We start from the raw sequence: 19064 nt of genomic DNA on the forward strand, positions 1-19064 counted from the left end.
TAAGTGAAGTTAAATACACTATCCGAATTTGATTTAATCGGGATTTTAAACCCCGATTAGAAATGGTTTTAACCTATTTCACTTAACTCAAGCCAGCGTAATTCTTTTTCGTCAATAAGATTAAGAACTTCGCTCAGACGTTTGGCAGAATTAGTAACTTCTTCTGATGAAAGTGTTCCTGTTGAAAGTTTCTGCTCAATCTCAATCTTTTCATTATTTAAAGATTCTATCTCAGATTCTAAAGTTTCAAATTCTTTCTTTTCTTTCCATGTAAGCTTTTTTGCTTTTTCTGTAGATATTGTTATCTCTTTTTCCGGCTTTTTTTCTTTAATAGTTTTGTCAGAAACTTTTATTTGTTTTTTAGCCCAATCGCGGTAATTTGAATAATTTCCGGGGTAATCTTTTATAGCCCCAAATCCATCGAAAACAAAAAGGTGATCGGAAATTTTATCAAGGAAAAATCTGTCATGCGAAACTACAACAAGGCAACCTGGGAACTCTTTTAAATATTCTTCAAGAACATTAAGAGTCATAATATCCAGATCATTTGTAGGCTCATCAAGGATTAAAAAGTTAGGGTTTCGCATTAATATGGTAACTAAATGCAATCGTCTGCGCTCGCCTCCACTAAGCTTTTCAACAGGTGTATGCTGCATTGCATTAGTAAACAAAAAGTAATTTAAAAATTGTGAAACAGATAATTTTTTCCCTTCAATTGGAGTAACAACTTCTGCAATTTCTTTAACAATATCAATTACTCTTTGTCCTTCTTTAAATTTCAAATCTTCCTGTTTGTAATAACCTAAAACAACAGTTTCTCCATACTCAAAATGACCGGTATCAGGCTTTACAAGATTTGTTATTAAATTAAGAAATGTTGTTTTTCCTGAGCCATTTTTTCCAATAATTCCAATTTTTTCAAATCGCCTGAACATGTATGTGAAGTCTTTAATCAAAAGTTTTTCACCATATGCTTTCCCCAGATTTGATATTTCGAGTATTTTGTTACCCAGACGTGCAGCAGAAATTTTTATTTCTACATTTTTCTCTACAATTTTCTGACTGGCTTTTTCCTGAATTTCTGTAAATGCCTCAACTCTGTATTTCGCTTTTGTTGTTCTTGCCTTAGGCATTCTTCTTATCCAATCGAGCTCTTTGCGAAATAAATTTCTTGCTTTTTCAACTTCCGAATTTTGAACATCGATTCGTTCAGATCTTTTTTCAAGAAAATAAGAATAGTTGCCTTTGTATTGGTATAATGTTTTGTTGTCTAATTCTAATATTTCGTTACAAACTCTATCTAAAAAATATCTGTCGTGAGTAACCATTAACAATGTGCATCCAGAACGTGATAAAAATTCCTCAAGCCACTCAATCATTTCTAAATCCAGGTGGTTGGTAGGTTCATCAAGTATTAATAAATCGGGATCGTTAATTAACAAACTTGCCAAAGCAACACGTTTTTTTTGCCCGCCCGAAAGGTTGCCTATAATAATATTACCATCAGGTAACTGAAGCTCGGCAACTATCTGATGAACCTTTACCTCGTGATCCCATGCCTGAGCGGCTTCCATTTTTTCGAGAGCCTTTTCTAACCTTAATTTATTATCAGAAACTAATGCAATTTCATACTCCTTAATTATCTGCATTACTTCAGAAGCAGAATTATAAATCTCTTCAAAAATAGTTTTGGTTTCATCAAGCTTTAACGACTGAGCCAAATAACCAACAGTAATCCCGTTTCTTAATACAATTTGTCCTGAATCCGGTTGATCTGTTCCGGCAATAATATTTAGTAAAGTTGTTTTTCCTGCACCGTTTCTTGCAACTATAGCTACTTTCTGGTCCTGGTGTATGCTTAACGATAAATTTTCGAAAAGAGTTAAATCGCCAAATGATTTTGTGATATTTTCTGCTTGTAAATAAACCACTGTAGAATTTTATAAAAAATGTGAATATTGTTATTCTATGAAAGTTGTAACGTTATATTTTTTTGCTACTTCAAGAAGCTCTGTTTCAACATCCGGAATAATAGGAATACCTTCTTTTAAGTTTATCGCTGTATTTTCTCTTTCCGGATCTCCAGGAATTAAAACTTTCTCATGTCCTTCAGCCGGGGCTGCATTGCGGAAAGTGTCTATCCATTCATCCATAGAATTTTTAAAATCGCTTGCAGGTCTGAATGCATCAATTCTCATAGCACCAAAAAAATGTCCGATTCCTTTTCCTGTAGATTTTTCCAATAATGGTAAAAATGCAACCTGTGGAGGTGTAAACGGACCAAAATTAGCACCACCAAGTACAGATGAAAGTATGTCAACAATAGCACCAAGACAATATCCTTTATGACTTCCATGTTCGTAGTCGCTGCCAAGTGGCACAATTGCACCACCTTGTTTCAATATTGTTGGATCTGTTGATGGATTTCCGATTTTATCCTGTACATAACCTAATTTACAGTTTTCTCCTTTTCTTTCGATAAGTGCTAACTTGCCTTGTGCAATTGGTGTTGTTGCAAAATCGGCAACGAATGCTGGGTTTTTTCCGGTTGGAATAGCCATTGCAATAGGGTTTGTTCCTAAAAATCTTGATGTACTCCAGGTTGGAGCAACAAGAGGACTAGCATTTGTAGTTGTAATTCCAATCATGTTTTCTTCTAAAGCCATCATTGCATAATAACCTGCAATTCCAAAATGGTTAGAATTATTTACCGAAACCCAGCCTGTACCAGCAACTTTAGCTTTTTCAATTGCCAGCTTCATTGCTTTTTTTGCGCCAATCATTCCGTAACCATTCCCACTGTCTATTGTTGCGGTTGAAAGTGTTTCGTGAATAATTTTAACTTCATTATTTAATGTTATTCTACCAGCTTCCCAAAGCCCAAGATATGTTTTTACCCTTGCAAGTCCATGAGATGAAATACCACGTAATTCAGAAACTAAAAGTACTTCCGAAATAATTTTTGCATCCTCAACAGGGCAGCCAATTTTTGTAAAAACACGAATTAGAAATTCATCAAGTTTCTGATATGAATATCTGTTAGCCATAATTTAATTATTTTTTTCTGTTAACATTTGTTGCAGATGCTTGTGCAGTTGGAGTAATAACAATATCGTTTAAGTTTACATGAGGTGGTCTTGTAATTGCAAAAAGAATTACATCTGCTACATCTTCAGCAGTTAATGGATCTAATCCGTTATATACATTATTTGCATTCTCTTTATTTCCCTTAAATCGTACTAAAGAGAATTCAGTTTCAACCATACCCGGGCAAATACCGGTAACCTTAATATTATGTTCAAGTAAATCTATTCTCATTGCCTTAGTAAGTGCATCAACAGCGAACTTTGTTGCACAATATACATTTCCCATAGGATAAACTTCTTTTCCGGCAATAGAACCAATATTAATAATGTGCCCTCTGTTATGAGAAATCATCATTGGTATTATTTTTTTTGTAACATATAAAAGACCTTTAACATTAGTGTCTATCATTTTTTCCCAGTCTTCTATATCTCCGTTTTGAATTGAAGATAAACCGGCAGCAAGTCCTGCATTATTTACAAGAATCTCAATGTTTTTCCATTCTTCAGGTAGTTTATCAAGGGCATGATTAACTTCATCATTATTGCTTACGTCAAAACTCAAAGCAAGTACTCTGCTTTTTTGTATAAGTTGTTTTTCAAGTTCGGCAAGCAAATGCCACCTACGACCGGTAATAATTACAGAATATCCTGCTTCTGCAAGTTTTAATGCAGTTGCTTTACCAATGCCGGAAGTAGCTCCGGTTACTAGTGCTATTTTTTCCATTTAACAAAAGGTGTGATAATTTTATTGAACAATATTGCAATTCGGTTTAAATCTATTATAGTTAGAAAAATGATAAAAAGAAATGGAAGAGCGGGAGTGCGATATCTAACAAGTGCGCCTAAAACAGGAGTTGTTAATCCGCATAAAATAAATAAAATAAATACAAAAGATAGGCAAAACCAAAACCATGTAAAGTTTTTAATGTCTGGCTTTTTATAAAAAATGATACTTAATATAAGAATTGTAACAATTAACAGATTTTCCATTGCAGCCGGAATAACCATAGCCGATTTTATTTCAAAAACATGAGGTCGAAAAAATGAGTTTACAAAAGCTGTTGGTGTGTTTTTTATAAAGCTTTGAAAAGTCGGTTCAAGTACGGGTAAGTCAATTCGGCTTCCAACATTGGGTGATAGATTAATCATGTTAATAAAATCATGCTGTTTTGTAGAAGCAATTTCTGCCAGATTATATTTTGGGAAAATAAAATGGAAAAAGAAAAATACTGAAATTATTAAAATATGAATTCCTGCAACAATGGGTAAGGAAGGTAATTTTTTAAAAAATCTTAATGTAACTATACATAACAATCCAGGAATGGCAGCTAGTAACACATAGAATTTTGATAAAAACAATAAGGCAATTACCAGAATTAATAAAATAAGATATTTTGTTGAGAATTTCTTGAAAAGTAATTTATTAACATAATACACTAAAAAACCTAAAGCAAACATTAAGATCCCTTCTTTTAATACTCCTGAGGTCCATAGCAGAACAGACGGAATTAAAAAAATAGAAAATAACAGAGCATTTCTTTTTTGAATAAAATAAGGATAGAATACTTTAAAAATTGCTGTAAGTCCAGTAAACGAAATAAAAGCCATGAAAATATTATGCACATTAAAATAACCAAACGAAAACAACATTACAATTGCATTAAATCTAATTATTGTTCTGTTGTCATTGTATAAATTATAATCGAATTCTTTATACCAGAAATTAGCTATTTTATAATACTGTTCTAAATGTGGGGCATCAGAACCAATTCCGGTAATCATTCTCAGATAGTCAACAGGGTTATTATGAATGCTACTGAAAATTGCTTTTCCATCGTCAAAATATTTAAATATATCTGACTCAGTGCGGTTATCATAGTAGTAAGTATAAATAAAAGTTAATGCAAATGCACTTATAATTTTAATTATAAATAAACTAAACAGAATTTTACGAGAGACATTGTCAATTCTGAAAAATGGTAATTTAAATATCAGAAATGAAAATATAAGCGTGTAACCTATGCATAAAGCAATTTCCATAAATCCTTGTTTGGACAAAGATAATTATTAAAAATAAAAAACCTTGAACAAAAGCTCAAGGTTAGTCTCAATGTAAATGTAATAATGTTAGTACATTAACTGTTTTTTATTTGTTTTTTGCCAACCAGCATCGTATTTGCTATCAGCAAAGTAAATAATTAAATCTGCATCATATTTAGAATCGACAAAAAAGATTTTCTTTTTTGCATCATACTTTGAATCACAAAAATACCATAATCCATTATTGTCACCGGCATCATATTGAGAAGTGACTTTATAAACCACTAAATCAGCATCATATTTACTATCTGCAACCCAAACTTTTACATCAGCATCATATTTTGAATCGCAACTATAAACCTTTTGTGCTAATGTATTTAAAGAGACCGAAAGGATCAGACCTAATCCTAAAAAAAATGTAATTGTTTTCATAATTAAATTGTTGTTATTAAAATTAATTTATTTTTTGCAAAACAAAAATTATACCTGCAAAATATTAATGGGTATTTCATATCTTGCAATAGTTAAAGATTAAATTCTATGAAAAAGATATTAAAGGGTTTACTTATTATTATTCTATTAGTAATTCTTGCAATAGGAGGCTTTTTTGGTTACATGTATTTTAAAAATGTAAATAACCGTAATCCTTATACTTTGGTTCCCGATGATGCGATTTTTATCATTGAAACAAAAAACTTAAATGATGGTTGGAATGCAATAAGTACAAGTAAAATCTGGAATCACTTAAAACAGAATCAGTATTTTGCTGATATTAATGAAAGTGCAGCATCGCTTGATTCGTTAATGAAGTATAATAAAACAATGGATATGCTTTTGAGCGATCGCCAGATGGTAGTTTCGGCTCATATGATTTCGCCAACAGATTATAACTTTTTGTTTGTTGTAGATGTGCAAAAGGCCGGACAGGCAACATTTTTAATGGAAGCTATGAATCTCTTTTCTGATTATTCTGTTACAAAAAGAGATTATAAGGGGATAGAAATAATTGATATGCTTGATGTTAAAACAAAAGAGACGCTTTCATTTTCTTTTATTGATAACTTGTTAGTAGGTAGCTATACTTCATCATTGCTTGAGAAGGCAATAGATCAGCGCGATTCAGAATACTGGATTAAAAATAAGCGATTCCAACTTGCAAAAGATGAAACAGAATCATCACTGTTTAATTTCTATGTAAATTATAAAACAGTTCCCGAGTATTTAAAATGTTATATGAGTGAAAGTAGTGAACTTGTTGATGCACTCTCAGAAACAATGGCATATACAACACTGAAGTGTAATCTTGAAAATGAAAGATTAAGTATGGTTGGTTATTCCAATTTATATGATAGTGTGCCTTCTTATTTAAATGCTTTGTTACAGGTAAAGCCTGGTAAGATGACTGCATTTGAAATTATTCCGGATAATGCAGCTTTATATATGCCAATGTGTTTTAATGATTTTAATGACTTTTTTGAGAAGCTAAAAGAATATTATAAATCATCGGATACTACAGGTTATGAAGATTATAATGCAAATATTATTAAGGTTGAGAAATTCTTAAAAGTAAATTTAAAAGAAGATTTCTTTAGCTGGATAGGAAGTGAGATATCTTTTGTTAAACTTCAACCTGAGTCAAATGCCCGAGAAGAGGATGTAGTAGTTGTTATAAAAGCAAAAAATATTGATGATGCACATGCTGGTTTGGATCATTTGTTACGACAGATAAAAAGAAGAACTCCTGTTAAATTTGAGGAGACAGAATATAAAGGTTATCCAATAAATTACTTAAGTGTAAAAGGGTTTTTTAAAATGTTTCTTGGAAAAATGTTTGGAAAACTTGAAAAGCCATTCTTTACTTATATTGGTGACTATGTTGTTTTTTCAAATTCTGACAGTCAATTGATAGATTTTATAGATTCATATAGTGCCGGAAAAACTTTGGAAAAAAATGAAGCATTTATGAATTTTAAAAACGACTTTGAAGATGAAGCAAATGTTACAGCTTTTATTCAAATGCCTAAAATATATCAGTACTTATATTTTTATGGAAAAGAAAGTACTCGCGATAGTATAAAACAAAATAAAGATCTTCTTTTAAGCTTTGTGAGAATTGGTTTTCAGTTAGTTTCTGATGGTGATATGTTTAAAACATCTTTAATTACTGAGCATGATCCCAATGCATTAAAGGATGAAACTCTTGAAAAAATAGAAAGATCAGCCGAAGAACTTTTCTTTAATGAATATGATAGTCTGCAGTTTAAAGTTGATTTAACAGGAGTTCCAACTTCAAATAATGAGCCTCTGACTTTATACTATAATGATAAATTAGTAATGTCTGAAGGATCTGTTATTGATGGAAAGCCAAATGGTGTCTGGAAAAATTATTATCAATCTGGAAATCTGCAAAGCGTAATTAAGTATGAAGAAGGGTTTGTAAGTGGTCATTGTGTTTTTTATTACGATAATGCTGACGAAAATATTAGAGCTGAGATGGATTTTATTCAGGATGAAATACATGGTGATTATAAAGAGTATTATGAAAATGGTAAACCCAAAGCCTGGCTTGAAATAAAGGCTAATTTACAAGATGGTGATGCCGAATTTTATTATGATAGCGGAACTATAAAAGCAAAAGGTCAATATGCTGAAGGATTGATGGATGGTAAATGGAAGTTTTATAGTGAAACCGGTCAGGAATTAGGCAAAAAGAAATTTAGCGAGGGTGTTGAGAAAGAATAATTGACGGTTTGTATTTTATATATTGAATTTTAACAATTAATAAGAAAAAGAAATTTAGTGATGGTTATAAAAAGGATAACCAATTTAAAAAAATAATTACCTTCGTGCAAAATTTAAAAAGCAAAAAAATGAGAAAATCTTTAGTTTATGTTTCTTTCATTGCAGTTACGATGATACTCGCTTCTTGCGGTGATAAAAAAGCAGGTAGTGAAGTAAAACTTACAAATAACCGCGATTCATTAAGTTATTCTTTCGGAGTTAATGTTGGTTCAAGCATGAAACAAGAAGGTATTGATACAATTATTAATCTTGATATTTTTACTCAGGGTTTCAATGCAGTACTTACTAATAATAATCCGGCTCTTACAAGTGAGCAGGCTTTAGAAGTTTTAAAAGCTTACTTTACTAAACTTCAATCAAAAGAATTTGAAAAAGGTAAAGCTGAAGGAGAAAAATTCTTAGCAGAAAACGCACAAAAAGAAGGTGTTAAAACACTTCCAAGCGGCTTACAATATAAAGTTATTTCTGAAGGTAAAGGTGCAAAACCAACTGCAGAAAGTACTGTAAAAGTTCATTACACAGGTAAATTATTAGACGGAAAAGTATTTGATAGTTCAGTTGGAAAAGATCCTGTTTCTTTCCCTTTAAATCAGGTTATTCCTGGATGGACAGAAGGTATTCAACTTATGACAGTAGGTTCAAAGTATGAATTCTACATTCCTTTTAATTTAGCTTACGGTGAAAGAGGTATGCAGGGAGCAATTCCTCCTTATGCAACTTTAGTTTTCGAAGTTGAATTACTTGGAATAGAGAAATAATAAAAAATATTTTTAAAAAAGCCTCACATGAAAATGTGAGGCTTTTTTATTTTAATTTAACGTGAGATCGATATAATTTGTTATTCTGTTCTTCGCAGCTGGGTATGCTCAGTATTATATTTAGGTGTTATGTGTTGTTAATTAACGTGATTTTGATATAAGAAAAATATGCTAGTTTGAGTGAAATTCTTTCAGAATTTCGTATCGAAAACTAGTCGTTTTGTTCATTTCGATACAAATTTTCTTCGAAAATCCACTCAATGTAACAAAACTAGGTATTCTATTATTTTATATCGAACTCACGTTAATTTAAAAAATCCGTAGGATTTTAATGTATAATACCAAATGCAGTAAATGTTATATATAAAAAAACCTCAGGTTTAATTACCTGAGGTTTTTTATTTGGAAATTTGTTATGATTAATTACTATGCATCAATCTTAGCATACTTTGCATGTCTCTCAATAAAATCGCGTCTTAGTGGAACATCATCACCCATAAGCATTGAGAAAATTCTGTCAGCTTCTGCTGCGCTGTCGATTGTTACCTGACGAAGTGTTCTGAACTCAGGATTCATGGTAGTATCCCATAATTGCTCTGCGTTCATTTCTCCCAAACCTTTATAGCGTTGAATGTGAACAGCAGATTCTTTTCCTTTTCCTAATTCAGCAACAATTGCAATACGCTCCTCTTCGGTCCAGCAATATCTTTCTTCTTTTCCTCTTTTTATTAAATAGAGTGGAGGAGTAGCAATAAATAAAAAGCCGCGTTCAATTAACTCTTTCATGTATCTGAAATAGAATGTCATGATAAGAGTTGAGATGTGACTACCATCAACGTCAGCATCGGTCATTATTATAATTTTATGATATCTGAGCTTTGTTAAATTTAATGCTTTGCTGTCTTCTTCAGTTCCGATGTGAACGCCAAGGGCAGTAAACATATTTTTTATTTCTTCGCTTTCGAAAATTCTATGAGGCATAGCTTTTTCTACATTCAGAATTTTTCCACGCAGTGGGAGGATTGCCTGAAATTTTCTGTCGCGACCTTGTTTTGCTGTACCACCTGCAGAATCACCCTCAACTAAATAAAGTTCGCAAATTTCCGGGTCACGTTCTGAGCAATCTGCTAGTTTACCAGGTAATCCGCCGCCTGTTAATGCGCCTTTGCGTTGAACTAATTCACGTGCTTTGCGGGCAGCGTGACGTGCAGTTGCAGCTAAAATAACTTTGTTTACTATTTCTTTTGCATCCTTTGGATTTTCTTCGAGGTAAAAGGAAAGTAGTTCGCTAACAGCCTGATCAACAGCTCCCATTACATCAGTATTCCCAAGTTTGGTTTTTGTCTGACCTTCAAATTGTGGTTCCTGAACTTTTACAGAAATAACAGCTGTCAATCCTTCACGGAAATCATCACCACTAATATCAAATTTCAATTTTGAAAGCATTCCGCTTTTTTCGGCATATGCTTTAAGTGTACGGGTTAAGCCACGTCTGAAACCTGCAAGGTGAGTACCACCTTCGTGCGTATTGATATTATTTACATAACTGTGAACATTCTCGTTAAAAGAAGCATTGTATTGCATAGCTAATTCAACTGGAATAGAGTTCTTTTCAGTTTCAAGATATATTACGTTATCAATTAAGGTTTCGCGGTTAGCATCTAAGAAACGAACAAATTCTTTTAGTCCCTCTGTACTTAAAAATTCATTTTTTAATGGATTTCCGTTTTCGTCTAATTCGCGTAAATCTGTAATATTAAGTTTTATTCCTTTATTAAGGAAAGCAAGTTCGCGTAGACGTGAAGCTAATGTTTCAAAATTATATTCAACTGTTGTAAATATTGATGCATCCGGTTTAAAAGTAATGGTAGTTCCGGTTTTGTCGCTATCACCAATAATTTTTAAATCTGAAGTAGCTTTTCCAATTGAAAATTCCATTTCGTACATTTTTCCATTGCGACTAACTTCAGCTTTTAAATAACTCGACAGTGCATTAACACAACTAACACCTACTCCGTGTAATCCACCTGATACTTTATATGAATCATGGTTAAATTTTCCACCGGCATGTAATACAGTTAGTACAACTTCAAGAGCCGATTTCTGCTCTTTTTCGTGAAAATCAACAGGAATACCACGACCATCATCAGTAACAGTTATTGTACCATCTGCATTAATGAATACATCAATGTTTTTACAGTGACCAGCAAGTGCCTCATCTATAGAGTTATCTACTACTTCATAAACTAAATGGTGTAATCCTCTGATTCCGATATCACCAATGTACATTGCCGGACGTTTACGTACTGCTTCTAATCCTTCTAGCACCTGAATGCTATCCGCCGAATAATCATTATTCTTTTCTAAATCGTTTGTCAAATCTTCCATCTTTTTCTGATTCTTTTTCTTAAATTTTTTAATGCAGCGCGAAGTTAATAAATAGTCTTCTTAAATACTATTAAATATCAATAAAACTAAGACTTTGTTAATAAGTTTTTATACCCATATTTTGTTGAAAAAATGAGATATTTTTTTAAAGAATTTTCGAACAAAAAAAAGATGATTTTTAATTAAAAATCATCTTTAAAATAATGAAGGATTTAAATATTATTTTAGAATGAATAAGTTAATCCGCCAAGCAGATTAAATCCTTGTGTAGGATAAAAATTCCAATAATATTTTTTAGAAGCAGTAATATTGTTAAGATTTAAAAATGCAGATAAAACTTTTGAATAACGATATTCTATTCCAATATTGGCATCAATTGTACTTTTTAGTTTGTAAGGAGATTCGGGTGTTCTGAAATTTGGGGCATATCTGTCGCCCAAGCAGAATAAATCCAGTGATACAACAATTTTATTACGCAAATTATATCTGGCAGCTAAAGTAACGTCCCACTCAGGTTTATGCCATGGCTTGTCAAGATTTTTAAGTGTATATTTATAATAATTTCCTCTTAAGAAGACATTTAATTTCTCGGCATTTTTATAAGAAATTTCTCCGTTAAAATGTAAAAGCTGAACTTCATCATAAACTACATCAAAGTAATTTCCTATTCCTAAAGTATCGTTAACAAAGAAATACATGTTATCATATGTTCCATAGGTACCTTTAATAAGGAAAGATATTTTTTTGCTAAAATTACCTCTGAAACCTGCGTTAAGGTTAATTTTATTATTAGTATTCTGCATTTGTAATCCTGGTCTTGTATAAGGATTTTCCAATGCCATTTTAGAAAAATGATTTTGAGTAATTCCTCCGTCAAATCCTATAAAAGGAATTAAGAAATTTTCTATAACATTATACTGTAGCATTACAGTAGGATAAAAATGATAAAATGCAGAGTCAGTATAAGCATCAACATTCATTAATAAGCCACATTTGATTCTCCATTTATCACCAGTAAAATTTACCCATGGGTTAAGCTGAACCAATGCATTATTAAATGTATCAATAGCAGAATTTTTATTTATCCATGATAAATCAATTGTACCACCGATTAGTTCAGTTTTATAATAACTACTTAAATCAGTTCTTACATTAAATCTGTTTTGATAACTTTTATAATTATCTTCAAAATATTCGTATTTAATGTTTGCATCGTAATTTAAATGCTGTGAATCTGTATAGTTCGATATAAGTCCTGCATTTCCTGTTATTGTGTTATAATGTTGAAAAATCTGTTTCTTTTCAATTACAGTATCGCTGTATGCAGTGTCATAGCCATAATAATGAAGAGCATTTCGTGAATATGAAGCATCACCTGAAAGTGTCGAGTTTTCGAAAAACTTTTTACCAAAAAGAGTTACTTTGTTATCACTGTATGATGCAGGTGATTTAAAATCGTTAGCTAGTTTTAGTTTAGTAATAGAGGATAAATGTTTTACATAAATACCTCCTGCATAATTTTTTGATCTTAGCATATTAACTCCGGCTTCTCCCAGTAGAGTGTTATAGTTACCGTATCCGGCTTTTAAATATGTTGAATATAATTTTGAAATTGGCTCACCAACCATTTTAGCAGGATTTATGGGTATTACCTGAAAATCAACAGGGAGTTGTTTTGGGTATACTTTGTATGAGAAGTTATTTTTTACTCCTGATGTGTCGTTAATTTCGGGCAATAAATTTATTTTATATGCGTCACCTACTGTAGGATCATATGGTTTAATAATGTTTACATTATTGTCCGGTTTTATTTGCGATACAGCTACTTTATTAAAAATAAGTAATGTGCAAATAAAAGATATTGTAATAACCAAAATTTTTCTCATATCTGTTTTCGGTTAATTTGTTTTTGTTTCTTCATTTATGTTAATCTCAATATTTTCAGGTGCAGGAGCCTGTTCTAACTGTTTCTTTAAAAGTTCCTGTTCCTCAGAAATTTTTATCTGGTCGAGTTTTGATTTTGCATCATCAACCATACCGTCATCTTTTACTGTGTAATTGTCAATTACACTTTGCAAAGTAGCTTTTGCCTGAAAATTATCTTTTTTAGCAAGGTAAATATCAGCAAGAAGAAGGAAGGATTTTGCAAGCCACTTTTGTTGAGGAGTATTTTTCTTAACAAAATCAAAGACTTCGTTTTCGGCCAAATCATTCTGATTTTGTTTTAAGTAAATCTCGGCTGTAAGATATTTTGCTTCTGCCTCAATTGCACTTTTACAACTTTTGGATATTAATGTAAATTCTTCAAGTGCTGCTTCGTAATTGTTTATTGCATATTCGCATTTTCCTACAGTGTAGTGAGCTTCTCGAACAATTTCATCTGGTAATTTTTCCATTGCCAGAACTTGAATAGCAGATTTTTTTGCATTATCTAAATCGGCAAGTAGAAAATAACAACGCATTTTACCAATTTTAGAAGCTGTAATATTTGTCTGGTATGCAGCAGAACTTTCTAATGTTAGGTAATAACTTAGAGCATCGCGATAATTAGCTTTATTAAACTCGTACTTAGAAACCTTTGCCAATGCAGGTTCTGTAAATACACTGTTTGGTCTGCTTAATACTTTTTTGTAATTTTCTGCAGCACCATCAATATTTGATGATTTGTTAAGACATTCTGCCTTATAATAGAATACATTAACCGAGAAAATTCCGTTATCTCCAAATTTTGTAATATAATCAGCAAATAATCCTTCGGCTTTTGCACAGTCATCTGCCATATATACTTTCTCGGCAGTTGCATACATTAAAGAATCCTGTTCTGTTATTCTAAAATCGCCCTGATTTCCCCTGTCTTTAAGATATGCATAGTAATTATTAACGTCATTCATATCAAGATAAACAGTTTTTAAACCAGTAAATGCATCTTTTGCTTCAGGACTATTAGAATAATTCTCTATTACCTTTTTATACACAGTAAGTGCTTTGTCATTCTGATCGCTGTTATAATAAACCAATCCCATCTGGATATATGATTTTCTAACAAAATCACTTGCAGGGTAATCATCGATTATTTTCTGATATGTATTTAATGCCATTTCTTTTTCTTCAATAGCTACATAGCTGTTAGCAAGTTCATACATTGCATCATCAACATATGGTGAACCGGAGTAATCGGATAGTAATTGGTTTAAAACAATAATTTTATCGTTATATTGTTTTAACAAACCAAGACAAAATCCTTTCTGAAACATTGCATAATCAACAGCAGCTAAATGTATGTCAATTGATTTTGTGTAATTTTCTACAGCTACATCATACTGTCTTGCAGAAAAATTACAATCTCCAATTCTGCAATATGCATCAGCTGTATGTTTTGTTTTTATTCCTGGTTGGTTGTCGGCAAATTTTCTAAACCAGGTTAAAGCTTGTTTGTAGTCAAGTTTTTTAAAGTAACAATATCCCATGCTGTAATAAGATAAGTTAAACTCTTTTGAGCCAAATGCTCCTGTTGAGAGTAAAAATTTGTTAAACTGAGAAATTGCATCATCGTATCTGTTCAATCTGTAATATGATTCTCCTTTCCAGAAAATAGACTGTGCTTTATATAGCTGATTATATTTTGCATTATTAAGAGATTTGTCAAAATGAATAATAGCCTGACTAAACTCTAAGTTGTTAAAAAGTTCCAATCCTCTGAAATAAGCTACACGCTGGTATGATTCTTCTATTTCATTTGTTACATTTTGAATGTTTTCAAATACTTCTATTGCTTCTTTGTAATTTTTTGTATTCATGTATACTTTTCCTAACATCGAGTAAACTTCATCAAGTCTTTTTGATTCGGGAAAAGTTTTTACAAATTCGTTAAAAGTTGAAACAGCTTCGTTAAATGGTGAGTATGATAATTCAAAAGTCAGTTTGGCATAATTAAACATTGCATCTTCTTTAATGTATGGGTCAAAATCCATTTTAGAAGCATTACCTAAAGCAATTCTTGCCATGTTTTTATTATTTTCTGTAAGATAACAATCTGCTAAAAGGTAAAGCGAGTTTTGTGAAAGACTGTCTTTTACTCCTGTTATTTTATCAAGTGTTGCAATTGCTTTTGAATTTTCACCATTTCTGTAATAAGCATATCCAAGTTCATAAATATCACGTCGGGTAATATTCGAAACCTTATCGCGATAAAGCTCTAAATAAGGAATTGCTTCTTTAAAACGATTTGTTCTGTAATATGATTCGCCTATAATTCTTGCAATTTCTGGAGCTCGTTTGGTTGTTGCAGAATCAAGTAAGCCTGGTGAGTATGTTATTACACTATCAAATTGTTCCTGTAAATAATAAATCTGCGTAATGTAATAAGGAACGATAGAACCGAAAAGTTCATCTTTAGAAAGCTTTTGAAAACCTGCCAAAGCAGTTTCATATTTTTTGTTTGTATAAGCAATATGAGAGTAAAAATAAGTTGCAGGTGTTGTATATTTTGTATTAAGATCTTTTATCTCATATAAAGCTTTTTCAGATTTATCGTAATCTTTTACAACAAAATAACTATACCCACTTTTAAAATAATATTCTGCTTTTTCTTCATCGTTCAAATAATAAGGATCAATTTTTTCAAACCATTCTAAAGCGGTTTTAAATCTTTTTTCGCGATATTGAAATTTACCAACATAGAAAAAAGCTCCTTTCTGGCGTGAACTTTCTGGGTTATTGTTAATAAAGTTAATTATGCGTGGCTCAGCATCTTTGTTAAAAAGCTCCATTGCACTAAGTGCCGAATAATAATCGGCATCAGAACGCATAAGGTTGTCTTTTGTGGGCAGACTTCTCTGATATTCGTCAAAAGCTTCCTGCGAGAAGCCATATTTTTGTTTTTCGAATAACTCAACTGCTTTTTTAAAATTATAATCGGCGTCGTTATAAATTGCAGTTTTTTGTGCCTGAACACTACTGCCAATACATAACGAAACAATTACAAATACTCTGAATAACAAAATCTTGTTGTGCATAAGCTTTTTACTTATAATAAAGCTAAAGTAGATATTTAATAACCTGTCAGATTTTACAGTTCAATCTTTTAATTAACAATTGAATGTTCATTTCTGAATGACTGATTTAATACAAATGGTTATTTATATTTTTAGCTTTGCAATAGTTAAGTTTTTCTAAAACATTAAGTTTGAAGTTGAATTTAGTTTACTAATCCTTAACGTTCTCCAAGGCAGATCGAAATGGTTATAGCTAAATTTATAATGCACTTAGATATGAGTTTTTAATGACAAAAGAATTGTTTTAGAAATCTTTTAATTATTGTTTTACTAAATGTAAAAACTATTATTATGGAAGAAAATTATACAGTACAAATAGAAAATGCAAATATCTATCAGCAGGAAGAAAAAGTTTTAACCGATGTTAATCTTAAAATAAAAAAGGGCGAGTTTGTTTATGTTATTGGTCGTGTAGGTAGTGGTAAATCCAGTCTTATAAAAACCATGTATGGTGATATAATATTAACAGAAGGTGAAGGAACAGTTTGTAATTTCAATTTAAAGAAATTAAAGAAAAGCGACATTCCATTACTTCGCAGAAAACTTGGCGTAGTATTCCAGGATTTTCAATTACTTACTGATAGAACTGTTTATGAAAATTTAAAATTTGTTTTAAAAGCAACAGGTTGGAAAAAAGAAGATATTGATAAACGAATTTCAGAAGTTCTTGAAAATGTTGGCTTACTTGATAAAATAAAAAGAATGCCTCACGAGTTGTCGGGTGGGGAGCAGCAACGAGTTGTTATTGCACGTGCTTTATTAAACCATCCTGAACTAATTCTTGCTGATGAACCAACCGGTCATTTGGATCCCGAAACTTCTGAAGGAATTTTAAATTTGTTAACAGATATAAGCAAAACAGGCTGTGCCATTCTAATGGCAACTCATAATTACACGGTGTTAAAAAAATTCCCTAACAGAACTCTCAAGTGTGAAGGCGGGGTGTTGACAGATTTAAGCGAAACTGTCTCCGTTATTGATTTTGATTCGTTGAAAGAGGATTAAATACTGTACTTGTTTTTAGCTTTGTTATTTTATATATTTGAAATTAATGGTTAAGTTTAGAGTCTTGTTATAAACAAGGTGTAGAAGGACTTTCAGACAAAATATTGCTTTTTTCTTAAAATAGTATTAAATTTACAAAAAAAATAGCTTTATGGACTTACAAACCAGAAAAATACATTTCATACAGGAATTTCTTAAATACGCCAATTCAAGCATTCTCTCAAAATTCGAAGAACTTCTTAAATCCGAGCGAGATAAAGTATTGGAAAAAGAGATTAAACCAATGACGCTTCAGGAATATGAACAACGCATTGAGAAAGCATTCGAGGAAGTTAAAAGCAATAAAGTTAAGAGTGCTAGAAGTTTAAAGAAAGAAATAGCTTCATGGAAATAATTGTTGTTTGGTCAGACTCTGCGATTGAAGAATTACGTAATATTTACGATTATTATTATTCTAAAGCCAGCAAAAGAGTTGCAGACAAAATAACTAATTCTATCGTTGACAAAACAATTCTTCTTGAGATTACTCCTCGAATAGGACAAAAAGAGGAGCTTTTGGCGCATTTTAAACAAGAAATTCGATATTTAGTTCAAGGAAACTACAAAATCGTTTATCTAATAAAAGAAAATATTGTTTCTATCGCAACAGTTTTTGACTGTAGACAAGACCCGATCAAACTGAAAATTAAGAGCAAATAACTTATTGTTTATAACACACTGTCAAAATTTAACAGTCTGTCCGCCGATTTACCGCAGCGGAGCAGTAAATAACAATGTTCAAGCATTTACAATTTATACTTAAAATATGGAAACTATCACAGTAAAGAAAAATGAATTTACAATTACTACTGACAATTTAAAACTTGACTTATTATTAATTCACGAATTTTTAGCAAATGAATCGTACTGGAGCAAAAACATTCCACTTGAAACATTTAAAACTGCATTTGATAATTCGTTAAATTTCGGGTTGTTATATAGAGATCAGCAAATTGGATATGCAAGAATAATTTCAGATTTTTCAACAATTGCTTATTTAGGTGATGTGTTTGTAATAGACAAATATCGTGGAAAAGGGCTCTCGAAATGGCTGTTGGAAGTAATAATGTCTCATCCAAATCTTCAGAGGTTAAGACGATGGATATTACTAACCGGTGATGCTCATGAATTATATAAAAAATATGGATGGAAAACAATTGATAATCCGGAAAAATGGATGGAATTACATAACCAGAATGTGTATAAATGTAATTAATTTACTATTTAGTCTTTAAACTATTCTTTCTCTTTAACTATATACTGTTCTTTGTTATAAACCTGAGGAGTCCAGTTTTTAAGAAAGGTAAAAACTTTAAGTGTATCGTATCCTTTATCTTTTTCAAGTAAACCGCTATCCTGAGTATGAATTCTTTGTCCTTTTGAGTTTAAAACAACTAGCACAGGAAAACCAAAACGCTGTGGGAAATCTAATCTTTCTAGTGCAGAATAGTTTCTGTTTTCGCGGCTATAATTCAAATGTATAAAAACATAACTGGCTTTAATAACAGAATCTAATTTTGGTATCTCAACACAAAAGTGATTGAATTTAATGCACCATGGGCACCAGTTTCCACCAACCTGAACTAATACATTTTTATTCTCGGCTTTTGCTTTTACAACAGCTTCGTCAAGTTGTTTGTTGCCATCAAGTGATGTTATGTATAACAGTTTCTTTTCTTGACTAAATGTTAGTGTTGAGAAGCAACATAATAATCCAAGTATTAATATTTTTTTCATGATAATGATTGTTTATTAATACAAAGTTAATGAAGTTTTTTAAGATTGTAATGTGAAAACTAAATAACCTAAATGTCATTCTGTCCGCCGCGGCGGACTAGCATTCTTGCTTGTTCCTCAGCCGCTCTGCGGCTGAGGAACAATTTCTATTTGCA

General features: G+C 31.5%; 15 protein-coding genes. 6 read left to right on the top strand and 9 right to left on the bottom strand.

Features of this window, described 5'->3' with window-relative positions:
• Positions 1-68: 68 nt before the first annotated feature.
• The 5 genes from HY951_08390 to HY951_08410 form a co-directional block, all read right to left on the bottom strand.
• Complete coding sequence (locus HY951_08390) at positions 69-1931, bottom strand: ABC-F family ATP-binding cassette domain-containing protein (GenBank protein MBI5540062.1); 1863 nt, start codon at positions 1929-1931, stop codon at positions 69-71.
• Between the two features lie 30 nt (positions 1932-1961).
• On the bottom strand, positions 1962-3047 hold the full coding sequence (locus HY951_08395) for an Ldh family oxidoreductase (GenBank protein ID MBI5540063.1): 1086 nt from the start codon (positions 3045-3047) through the stop codon (positions 1962-1964).
• A gap of 7 nt (positions 3048-3054) precedes the next feature.
• Positions 3055-3810 (bottom strand): SDR family NAD(P)-dependent oxidoreductase, encoded by a 756-nt coding sequence (locus HY951_08400; GenBank protein MBI5540064.1) that lies wholly within the window; start codon positions 3808-3810, stop codon positions 3055-3057.
• Positions 3798-5126 (bottom strand): hypothetical protein, encoded by a 1329-nt coding sequence (locus HY951_08405; protein ID MBI5540065.1) that lies wholly within the window; start codon positions 5124-5126, stop codon positions 3798-3800. Before HY951_08405 ends, HY951_08400 begins: the two co-directional genes overlap by 13 nt.
• Positions 5127-5213: 87 nt before the next feature.
• Entirely contained in the window at positions 5214-5558 is a 345-nt protein-coding gene (locus tag HY951_08410) for a hypothetical protein (protein ID MBI5540066.1), read from the bottom strand.
• Positions 5559-5666: 108 nt separating this feature from the next.
• On the opposite strand from HY951_08410, the gene HY951_08415 reads away from it, so the two are divergent.
• Both HY951_08415 and HY951_08420 read left to right on the top strand, forming a co-directional pair.
• A complete protein-coding gene (locus HY951_08415) occupies positions 5667-7868 on the top strand; it encodes a DUF3352 domain-containing protein (GenBank protein ID MBI5540067.1) in 2202 nt (733 codons plus the stop codon).
• Positions 7869-7996: 128 nt separating this feature from the next.
• On the top strand, positions 7997-8686 hold the full coding sequence (locus HY951_08420; protein MBI5540068.1) for an FKBP-type peptidyl-prolyl cis-trans isomerase: 690 nt from the start codon (positions 7997-7999) through the stop codon (positions 8684-8686).
• A gap of 426 nt (positions 8687-9112) precedes the next feature.
• Here HY951_08420 and gyrB read toward each other — a convergent pair whose 3' ends face one another.
• From gyrB to HY951_08435, 3 genes are all read right to left on the bottom strand, one after another.
• Positions 9113-11074 (bottom strand): DNA topoisomerase (ATP-hydrolyzing) subunit B, encoded by a 1962-nt coding sequence (gene gyrB, locus HY951_08425; GenBank protein ID MBI5540069.1) that lies wholly within the window; start codon positions 11072-11074, stop codon positions 9113-9115.
• A gap of 224 nt (positions 11075-11298) precedes the next feature.
• Positions 11299-12960, bottom strand: a complete 1662-nt coding sequence (locus HY951_08430; protein MBI5540070.1) for a TonB-dependent receptor — start codon at positions 12958-12960, stop codon at positions 11299-11301.
• A 12-nt stretch (positions 12961-12972) separates the two neighbouring features.
• Positions 12973-16089, bottom strand: a complete 3117-nt coding sequence (locus HY951_08435) for a tetratricopeptide repeat protein (protein ID MBI5540071.1) — start codon at positions 16087-16089, stop codon at positions 12973-12975.
• Positions 16090-16419: 330 nt separating this feature from the next.
• Between HY951_08435 and HY951_08440 the strand changes: the two genes are divergently transcribed.
• The 4 genes from HY951_08440 to HY951_08455 all read left to right on the top strand — a co-directional run bounded on the left by HY951_08440 (position 16420) and on the right by HY951_08455 (position 18388).
• Positions 16420-17133 carry an ATP-binding cassette domain-containing protein gene (locus HY951_08440; GenBank protein ID MBI5540072.1) on the top strand — a complete coding sequence of 238 codons (714 nt, stop codon included), beginning with the start codon at positions 16420-16422 and terminating at the stop codon, positions 17131-17133.
• Positions 17134-17284: 151 nt separating this feature from the next.
• Positions 17285-17527, top strand: coding sequence for a hypothetical protein (locus HY951_08445; GenBank protein ID MBI5540073.1), 243 nt, complete (start codon positions 17285-17287; stop codon positions 17525-17527).
• Positions 17518-17832, top strand: a complete 315-nt coding sequence (locus HY951_08450; protein MBI5540074.1) for a type II toxin-antitoxin system RelE/ParE family toxin — start codon at positions 17518-17520, stop codon at positions 17830-17832. The genes HY951_08445 and HY951_08450 overlap by 10 nt, the downstream gene beginning before the upstream one ends.
• Positions 17833-17938: 106 nt before the next feature.
• Positions 17939-18388: a GNAT family N-acetyltransferase gene (locus HY951_08455; protein ID MBI5540075.1), complete on the top strand. Its 450-nt coding sequence runs from the start codon at positions 17939-17941 to the stop codon at positions 18386-18388.
• A 20-nt stretch (positions 18389-18408) separates the two neighbouring features.
• On the opposite strand, the gene HY951_08460 is transcribed toward HY951_08455, so the two are convergent.
• Positions 18409-18909, bottom strand: a complete 501-nt coding sequence (locus tag HY951_08460) for a thioredoxin family protein (protein MBI5540076.1) — start codon at positions 18907-18909, stop codon at positions 18409-18411.
• Positions 18910-19064: the final 155 nt, after the last annotated feature.

The organism is Bacteroidia bacterium, from assembly GCA_016218155.1.
GTDB lineage: Bacteria > Bacteroidota > Bacteroidia > Bacteroidales > GWA2-32-17 > GWA2-32-17.